This window comes from Acinetobacter sp. WC-323, from assembly GCF_000314615.1.
GTDB classification, from domain to species: domain Bacteria; phylum Pseudomonadota; class Gammaproteobacteria; order Pseudomonadales; family Moraxellaceae; genus Acinetobacter; species Acinetobacter courvalinii.
On sequence record NZ_AMZS01000028.1, the window covers coordinates 60,566 to 69,693 of the forward strand.

The following is a 9,128-nucleotide window of genomic DNA, read 5'->3' on the forward strand; positions in this document are numbered from 1 at the left end:
TCAGTTTAACCGATTGCTAATCGATCCCATAGTTTTTGTAATCTAGTTGGTGAAATAGGCAGCTTTGTTTTCATCGGTTGAGAAAACAAGGAAATTCTGAGTTCTTCCAACATCAAATACAATTCTTTGATTTTAGGATCTTTTTTAAATTTAAATACTTTGTCCATCCATGGATCGACATCATCAATTGCAGCAAGATCACGTTGTAGATTATTTGGCAAACGGTCTAAACGCAATAGCAGTGCTTTCAAATAACGCGGGTATTCCTGCCAAATCTCGGGCGATTGGCTATAAACAAAGTCTGCCAATGACATTAAATCAAGCTGATCTTCAATATCATCCACACTACGACCAAAGATACTTTGGTCGAGTACCAGCAATTCACGGCGAATTTGCTGCCATTGGGTAAATATTTCAGTTAAATCAGCTAATGTCTGTTGACCATTTGCTAAAAACTGCTTTTTGGTTTCAGTCAATAACTGCTGAAATTCATCGGCATTTTTAGGCAATTGCTGGATCGACACCTGCAAAGTTGCATACACCAGCATCTGCTCCAGTTTTGCCCGCTCACCTAAAGGTGAATAAGCCAGTGCCAGCGGCTTGGAAATCTGCTTTTTGAGCTGACGGATTAAATCCCCCAACTGCATATGCACCAGCCGAATCACCCCTTCACGATGTTGCTTGATTGCTTCATCCTGATCATTAAAGGTTTGAATCACCACACCGGACTCATCCTTAGTATCCAGCTCGGCAAAAAGCTTGGTTGGTACCAACGCTTGATATTGCTTGACCACAACGCCCGTGACCTTCTGCGAAGCTTCAAAGATGAAATTTTCAGGGAAGGTCTTAAACTCACCTTTTTGCTGTTTCACTGGACGATGGGTTTCAACACGACAGCGTGCTTTTAGCTCATCCAGATCACGCCCTTGCGCAATCAACTTGCCTTTTTCATCCAGCACCTTAATAAAAGGCACCAGATACTGGTCAATCCGTTCAAAAGAAAAATCTTTTTCCGTGATTTGCTCACCACGCAAAGCAAATGCCAGATAACTAAACAGATGTTCACGTAAATGCGTTGCATCGACGCCTTGCATCAGTTTTCTCGCAGTATCAGGAATCGGCACCAGATTACGGCGCTTATCTTTCGGTAATGCTTTCAGTAAGGCTTCGATCAGGTCTTGACGCCAGCCAGAAATTCCCCATGACCATTGCTTTTCATCCACTTGTGGTAACGCCTGTACCGGAATCTTGACGGTTGCCCCATCTTCATCATGACTTGGGTCAAATCGATAGCTGGCCGCCAAACGCAATTGACCATTATGCAAATAGTCAGGAAATTGTTGCGTGGTCGGACGATCGTTCATCCATAATGCATCATCTTCGACAAACAGATAACGGGGCTGATCAGGTTCAATGGTTGCACGCCAATCTTCGAAACTACGACGGCTGGCAATTTCCTCAGGCACTTTCGCTGCATAAAACTGGTAAATGGTCTCTTCATCAACCACCAAGTCACGGCGACGCAACTTATCTTCAACGCGCTCCACTTCTTCAAGCTTTAACAAGTTATGCTTCAAGAACGGTGGTGTAATCCCCAGATTCCCTGTGGTCAGAGCATCGCGTAAAAAGATTTCATGGGCCGCTGGCTGATCCACCTTTTCAAAGTTGATCAAACGCTTGGGTTCAATAATTAAACCAAACAGAGAAATCTGCGCATAGGCATTCACAATACCCGCTTTCTTGGACCAGTGCGGTTCGAAATAGTGGTACTTCAATAAATCACGGGCTGCCAGCAAAATCCATTCTGGATCAATTTTTGCCAAAGTCCGTAAATACACCTGAGAGGTTTCCACCATTTCAAAGGCCATCACCCAAGCGGTATTGGTTTTATGCAAGGTACTGGCTGGGAACACTTTGGCTTTCTGTTGACGTACTGCCATAAAGGTATTACGTTCATCGGTTTTATTGGCAATAAATGAAAGTAGACCTGTTAACAGAGCACGGTGTAAATTTTCATAATTGGCGCCCTTTTCATTAAAACTTAGTTTTAATCCTTCTGCCAGCTCAACCAGTTGCTGATGGGTCTGTTTCCATTCACGCAAACGCAACCAGCTTAAGAAATGCTGACGTGCAAATTGACGGCGCTTATTTTCCGTCTGCGTATCCGGACTGGTTTGTATCGTATTCCAAAGCTTTAAATAGAATAAAAAGTCTGAATCCGCTTCTTTGAATAACGCATGCTTCTGATCGGCCTGCATTTGTTTGTCGGCAGGACGTTCACGCGGATCTTGAATTGCCAAGGCACTGACAATAATCAACGTTTCTTTGAGTACGCCAAAATGTGCCCCACCGATAATCATACGAGCTAAACGCGGATCAATCGGCATACGTGCCATCATCTGACCGACTTTGGTTAAGCTATCTGGGCTTCCCCCTTTGGTAAAGGGGGATTGAGGGGGATTCTCTTTAGATAAATCTCCCCCAACCCCTCTTTGGGAAAGAGGGGCTTTTTTCTCACTCAGTGCACCCAACTCGATCAGCAGTTTACGACCATCATTGACCAGACGAAAATCGGGTGGCTCGATAAAATCAAAATCTTCCAAACTACCTAGACCCAAGCTTTGCATTTGCAAAATCACAGAGGCCAAGTTGGTTCGTTTAATTTCCGGCTCGGTAAATTCTGGACGGCTTAAAAAGTCTTCTTCACTATATAAGCGAATACACACACCCGCCGCAATACGACCACAACGACCTTTACGCTGATTGGCTGCAGCCTGTGAAATGGCTTCAATTGGCAGACGTTGCACCCGTGAACGATAGTTATAACGTGAAATACGGGCAAAACCACTATCAATCACATAGCGAATATTCGGAACTGTCAGTGCCGTTTCAGCCACGTTGGTCGCAATAATGATACGGCGACCTTTACCACTTGGACTAAAAATCTTTTGCTGTTCTGCCAAGGCTAAACGTGCGTATAAAGGCAACACTTCGGTATGACGAGGGCCATACTTTTGTAAGGTCTCCTGTAATTCACGAATTTCCTGTTCGGTACTGGCGAAAACCAGAATATCAGCATGCTCAGGATGGCCCTTGCTCTCTGCATCGGCAAAACATTCTTCGACAGCCTGTACCACGGCACGCGGGAGGTTTTCTTCAAAGTCATCGAATTCATCATCATCACTGCCAACGATGCTCAGTTCTGAAATCGGGCGATAACGCACTTCAACAGGGAAACTACGCCCTTCGACTTCAAAAATCGGTGCGTCATAGAAATACTGGCTAAAGCGATTCACATCGAGCGTTGCCGAAGTAACAATGACTTTTAAATCAGGGCGCTTTGGTAAAAGCTGCTTGAGATAGCCCATAATAAAGTCAATATTGAGAGAGCGTTCGTGCGCCTCATCAATAATAATGGTGTCGTATTTTGACAGGAAACGGTCATTGGTCAGTTCAGCCAACAAGATACCATCGGTCATCAAACGAACAATCGAGTCTTGTGAACCCTGCTCGTTAAAACGGATTTTAAAACCGATTGATTCACCGAGTTTTTCACCAACCTCTTCGGCGATACGCTGCGAAACACTACGTGCAGCCAGACGACGTGGCTGGGTGTGACCAATCATACCCGTCAGTCCACGCCCTGCCAGCATGGCAATCTGCGGGAGCTGTGTGGTTTTACCGGAACCGGTTTCACCCGCCACAATAATGACCTGATGCTTTTGAATCGCTTCAATCAAACGATCTGCATACTGGGTGACAGGTAAATCCTGATTGAGTTTGATCTTTGGAAGGCGTGCAAGGCGTTGCTTAACCTTGTGGTTAGACTGTTCAAACAGTTTTTCGATATCTGCTGGTCGTGTTTTCTTATCCTTGCGCAGTCGATTTAAACGGTGACGGTCACGTGCCATAACCAATTGATCTACATTTAAATGACTCTGCACTGAACAGCTTTCCTGAAAAATAAACTAATCGGCTATTTTACGCCTTAAAGCCTTGCTATGCAAAGAAACTGCATCAATCTGTTCAGACTAAGCGGTAAAAATGAAGGAATGCTTCCATCATCTTGCTCTGTCACTGCTCTCCTTCAAAGCCTTTATTCAATGAAGAAATTTTAATCGTATATCATGGTTTTTTATATATTTTTAGATTTTTTCAATTTTACCCTTGAATTTTGATCACGTAGACTTCATGTTGTTATGCACATTAGTTTTCAGATGTTTTGTCATGTTGGCTTCATTTTTATGTCGTCAAATAGAGCAGATATCTTTGGGTGAAAGTCGTTTTTGATTGAGTTATTCAATTTTCCGATTTTAGTCATGTAAAAATACTATTTCCCCAATAACTAAAAATTATTTATTCTAGACCTCGTAAACAAGTAAGGCGTTAGCCTCTCAATAAAACCTCAATCATGGAGACAATGATGAGCTTAATTAATACTGAAGTTAAACCATTTAAAGCAACTGCGTACCACAACGGTCAATTTGTTGACGTATCTGAAGCAGATCTTAAAGGCAAATGGTCTGTTGTATTCTTCTACCCAGCTGACTTTACTTTCGTATGTCCAACTGAGTTAGGCGACCTTGCTGATAACTATGCTGAATTCCAAAAATTAGGCGTTGAAATCTATGGCGTGTCTACTGACACTCACTTCACGCACAAAGCTTGGCACGACACTTCAGACGTTATTGGTAAAATCCAATACCCATTGATCGGCGATCCAACTTGGACTCTTTCTAAAAACTTCGACGTATTAATCGAAGCTGCTGGTCTTGCTGACCGTGGTACTTTCGTTATCGATCCAGAAGGCAAAATCCAAATCGTTGAAATCAACGCTGGTGGTATCGGCCGTGACGCATCTGAACTTCTTCGTAAAGTAAAAGCTGCTCAATACGTTCACGCTCACCCAGGTGAAGTTTGCCCGGCTAAATGGAAAGAAGGCGAAGCAACCCTTGCTCCATCTATCGACTTAGTTGGTAAAATCTAATTATTTAGATTAGACCCAATGGTCCGAAACCACCCTTTTTAGGGTGGTTTCTTTTTGCCTGCTTTATTTTAAAAATCCCCCATTTCTTGTAGCCAAATTTTATAGCTAATTTTTTACAATTCTTATACTTATAAATTTATAGCCAGCTTCATTTATCAATTGTCACAGGAGCTGAGTTGGAGTACTGTCAAAGAATGAAGGATAAAAGTTGTTCAAAAATGTACTAAAAGATCAAATCAATATGGGGACGAATCTATGGAAAAATCTGTTGTTGTAACCTCCTGGAAATATGATGTTTCTTCACGCTATTTAAAAATTTTCTATAGCAATGGCTCAGGCGAGCTTTACCATCCAGTTCCAGAGTTTATCTACAATAATTTACTTCGCACCCATGATAAAACGGCCTTTGTACATAAATATCTTGAGTTCGATCTGCACTTTAAACGACTGTGTATTTCAGCTTAAAGTATAAAAAAATCAGCCCGCTCAGGCTGATTTAAGCTATTTCACTTGCCTATTCAGGCAGCATCATCCTGCTGACTATATTTTTCTAACATCTTCTGTCTGGCTTCAGGATGAACATTGATTCTGTCCAAATGACCTTGATAGTGTTGTACCACCCGATCATCCATAATTTTTGACCACCACGCTGGAATGAATGCGGGCATAATCATGGCCCCATAACCTGCGGGTAACTGCGGCGCATCTTCAAAATGACGTAAGGTCTGAAAGCTTCGGGTCGGATTGGCGTGATGATCAGAGTGGCGTTGTAATTGATACAAAAATAAATTGGTCACTACATTATTATTGTTCCAGCTATGCTCAGGCAACGTCCGTTCATACTGACCATTTTCTTTCTTTGCCCGCTTTAAACCATAGTGTTCAATATAATTGACCGACTCAAACAAGGTAATTGCATAGGCCGCTTGTGTCACTTGGAATGGGACTGAATGCAGACCAAATTTGCTTAACATGGCAACATGGTACAGAGCCGACATGGCCCAACCGTGAATCAACTCATTTTCCTTACATAAGAAAGGCAATTTCTTGCGTTGTAAACGATTCTTTTCAATCTCGATCGCCGATTTAAAGCTACCCATCACGGTACGCGGTAAAAACTTCCAGAAGCTTTCGCCAAATTGTGACGATGCCGGGTCTTCAGGTGTGGCTACACGACGGTGGTGACCATAAGGATGTTCGATGCGAAAATGGTTATAACCTGACGGCGCCAAAGCCAGATGTGACAGATAATGTTCCAGCCGTCCTGATTTATGACTCAATTCATGTGCGGTATTAATCGCAATACCATTGACCATCCCGACCAAGCTTCCCAGTAACAGCTGATCCGCAAGCGAAGTATCTTTACGACTGGCTAAATATGCGCCATAGATATTGGTCGCGTATTGCAAAGGAATAAAAAGTTTAACAATACGGGCATAATACGGATCGGCTTCTAAATCTGCAATTGCATCGAGTGGCGGGTTTTCCGTATCTTCACCAATCAATTTATCTAATGTTGGAATAACAGCATGAATAAATAAGGGACCAAATGAAGCGAAGAATTTTTTGGTTTTTTTAGGACCAAACTGATAGCCTGCCAAACCACTCATTGCAATCGTAGGGACAGCCAGACCCAATAACCATAAATGCCGTTTTTTATCCTTAAATGTTGTTGCCGCTTGCTCGACATCCAGTTGAGTATGCATATTCATTAGAATCTCCTCAATCAAACACAAACTCTTTTGCTTGAGGTCATTGTGTAATTTTACAGCAGTACTATATTATCATTTTAAGACTTGCTATTATCATTTTAAGACTTTACTGAGTTCTTCTTGTGCAAAAGCAACAGATTCCGGTAATTCCAGCACGCTACTATTTGCGTCTGATTGAAATTTTAATCGGCACACATCAATACGATAATCATGTGTTGAGTGCATTGCAGCAGCAACTGGCACAAACAGAACTGTTGTCTATTCAACAGATAGAGCAATTTATTGAAATGGGTTTAAGCCTGCCTAATACCCATGATCTGGCCTTTGTACTTGGAAAAAACCTTAAACTCAGCTCGCATAGTCTGGTGGGTTATGCCCTGATGACCAGCCCGAATCTGGAACATGCACTCAGACTCATTGCACAATACTTTAGGCTGATTATGCCGAGTTTTAAGCTCAGTATTCAGTTTCCAGCAGGCTCACAAAAAGTCGAACTGTTATTTGAACCAATTTTGCAGATGAATAAACAATGTTTGGCCTTTCATATCGAAGCCATTGCAGTTGCCTTTTACTACAGTCTGCTAGAACTGGCAGGTCAGCAGTTACAACGTTATCAAATCTATTTAAGTATCCCCGAACCGACTTATCAAGAACGTTATCTATCCTTAGTCAAAGCCAGTTTTCAGTTTAATTATAGCTGGCTATCCGGTATACGGGTCGAGATTGACCAGCAACAATTGGCACTGCCCTTACCGTTGGCAGACGCACATAGCTTAAAAGTGGTTGAGCAACGCTGTCAGGAACAAATCCAGAAAATCTACCATCAAGGTGAAATTGTGGAATGGGTCAGCATGATGTTGCGACAAGCCAATCAAGTGCCCACCTTAACCGAATGTGCCCGAGTCCTGAATATTTCGACAAAAACCCTGCAACGCTATTTGCAGCAACAAGGTGTTGAGTTTCAGGAATTAAAGCAACAGATCAGCACAGAACGCGCCATCGATTTATTAGAGAATTCTAGCCTTACCATTACAGCGATAGCGTATGAACTGGGTTATTCCAATCCTGCCAATTTTACCCGTGCCTTTAACAAAGTCATAGGCTGCAGTCCGCAAGCGTATCGTTTAAAACATCAGGATCAAATCCGTTCACTTTAACACCACCATACATAAGCCCGCGCCAATCGGTAAAATCGTAGTCATGTAATCGTCATCTTGCTTAATCAATTCCAGAAAGCTTTTCACTTCTGCAGCATGAGAAATCACATTATCAATCACCAAGGTGCTACCAGATGTTTGTAATAAACGCTTTAAATCGGCCCAGTAACTCACATAATTGCCACGCTCTGCATCCAGTAAAATAAAATCAAACGGTTGACTGGCCTGAGCCAGAAAATCCGCCGCATCTCCTATCCAGAAATCAATGTGCTGTGCCAGCTCAAACGCTTCCGCATATTTTTTCGCCTGGGCACTGCGTAAAGGATCAATTTCCAGCGTTTGAACTTTTCCACCGACCGCTTGGGCAGCCTCAGCCAGCCACAAGGTTGAATAACCAGTCGAAGTGCCGATTTCCAGTATACGCTTTGATTGCTGACAACGAATCAGCATCGCCAATAACTTTGCCGACTCGGCTTCTATATTGCGATAACGGCTCAGACGATCAGACTGTTGCGCATCGTGTTGCTTGAACTGATCATATAAATCAGCAATACGCTGTAAAAACACACTATTGGTCATCACTGCCCCTCCAGATGTTAAGTCGGCAATTCCGCTTAAATCGCCTGAATTAATTTAAAACGGGGCTGGATTTGACCATCCGCCAGTTCAACCGTTTCAGTAAACATTGCCAATGGACGTACCCACATTGAATAATCGCCATATAAGCATTGATACACGACCAGTTGCTCTTCAGTTTCACTATGACGGGCAACATGAAAGACCTGATAAAGTTGCCCTTTATAATGTTGATAGATGCCGCGCTGTAATGCCATATTGCTTACCCTTTCTTTATGTCATGCAATGATTGCAGTTGTATAACAAGTATGATTGTACTGATTTTTTTATCGAAAGATATATTTCAAAATTCAACGGATGAATTAAAAATTCAAAAAACCGATTAAAACAATAAAAACATACTGTTTTACCTATTTATCATTTTTACGTAATATAGCCTTATTGAATGAATTGACCGATTTAAAAGTCTTAGGGTTTGGAGAAATACATGTTAGATCAAAATATTAAAACTCAATTAAAAGCTTATTTAGAACGTTTAGAAAGTCCGATCGAACTGATTGCTGCTTTGGATGACTCAGACAAAGCAGAGAAAATCAAAGAACTGGTGACTGAAATCGCAGAACTTTCTGATCAGGTTACGGCGCGTTTTGACGGTTCAAACGCTCGCCGTCCTAGCTTCGGTGTCGCCAAAGCAGG

Annotated in this window: 7 protein-coding genes and 1 pseudogene; 4 read left to right on the top strand and 4 right to left on the bottom strand. The window is 42.3% G+C overall.

Annotation, left to right across the window (positions count from 1 at the left end; translation table 11 throughout):
* Positions 1-5: 5 nt before the first annotated feature.
* On the bottom strand, positions 6-3,944 hold the full coding sequence (gene hrpA, locus ACINWC323_RS14690; protein WP_009509574.1) for an ATP-dependent RNA helicase HrpA: 3,939 nt from the start codon (positions 3,942-3,944) through the stop codon (positions 6-8).
* A 479-nt stretch (positions 3,945-4,423) separates the two neighbouring features.
* Between hrpA and ahpC the strand changes: the two genes are divergently transcribed.
* The gene (gene ahpC / locus ACINWC323_RS14685; RefSeq protein WP_004772679.1) at positions 4,424-4,987 is read left to right on the top strand and encodes an alkyl hydroperoxide reductase subunit C; all 564 of its coding nucleotides are present in this window, start codon (positions 4,424-4,426) and stop codon (positions 4,985-4,987) included.
* A gap of 255 nt (positions 4,988-5,242) precedes the next feature.
* On the top strand, positions 5,243-5,452 hold the full coding sequence (locus tag ACINWC323_RS14680; RefSeq protein WP_005231004.1) for a KTSC domain-containing protein: 210 nt from the start codon (positions 5,243-5,245) through the stop codon (positions 5,450-5,452).
* Positions 5,453-5,505: 53 nt separating this feature from the next.
* Here the strand turns inward: ACINWC323_RS14680 and ACINWC323_RS14675 are convergent, their stop codons facing one another.
* On the bottom strand, positions 5,506-6,699 hold the full coding sequence (locus ACINWC323_RS14675; RefSeq protein ID WP_009509501.1) for an alkane 1-monooxygenase: 1,194 nt from the start codon (positions 6,697-6,699) through the stop codon (positions 5,506-5,508).
* A 122-nt stretch (positions 6,700-6,821) separates the two neighbouring features.
* Here ACINWC323_RS14675 and ACINWC323_RS14670 point away from each other — a divergent pair, with 122 nt between their 5' ends.
* Entirely contained in the window at positions 6,822-7,856 is a 1,035-nt protein-coding gene (locus ACINWC323_RS14670; protein WP_009509504.1) for an AraC family transcriptional regulator, read from the top strand.
* Here ACINWC323_RS14670 and ACINWC323_RS14665 read toward each other — a convergent pair.
* Positions 7,848-8,435 (bottom strand): O-methyltransferase, encoded by a 588-nt coding sequence (locus ACINWC323_RS14665; RefSeq protein ID WP_009509563.1) that lies wholly within the window; start codon positions 8,433-8,435, stop codon positions 7,848-7,850. The genes ACINWC323_RS14670 and ACINWC323_RS14665 overlap by 9 nt on opposite strands.
* 35 nt (positions 8,436-8,470) lie before the next feature.
* A complete protein-coding gene (locus tag ACINWC323_RS14660; protein WP_009509492.1) occupies positions 8,471-8,689 on the bottom strand; it encodes a DUF1653 domain-containing protein in 219 nt (72 codons plus the stop codon).
* Positions 8,690-8,919: 230 nt separating this feature from the next.
* Here ACINWC323_RS14660 and ACINWC323_RS14655 point away from each other — a divergent pair.
* Positions 8,920-9,128, top strand: a pseudogene (locus ACINWC323_RS14655) (alkyl hydroperoxide reductase subunit F); the annotation flags it as partial.

Bases quoted from the DNA above. Each gene is read 5' to 3' on its own strand.
- ahpC (WP_004772679.1), top strand. From the start codon at position 4,424: ATGAGCTTAATTAATACTGAAGTTAAACCATTTAAAGCAACTGCGTAC.
- ACINWC323_RS14665 (WP_009509563.1), bottom strand. From the start codon at position 8,435: ATGACCAATAGTGTGTTTTTACAGCGTATTGCTGATTTATATGATCAG.
- ACINWC323_RS14660 (WP_009509492.1), bottom strand. From the start codon at position 8,689: ATGGCATTACAGCGCGGCATCTATCAACATTATAAAGGGCAACTTTAT.
- ACINWC323_RS14680 (WP_005231004.1), top strand. From the start codon at position 5,243: ATGGAAAAATCTGTTGTTGTAACCTCCTGGAAATATGATGTTTCTTCA.
- ACINWC323_RS14675 (WP_009509501.1), bottom strand. From the start codon at position 6,699: ATGAATATGCATACTCAACTGGATGTCGAGCAAGCGGCAACAACATTT.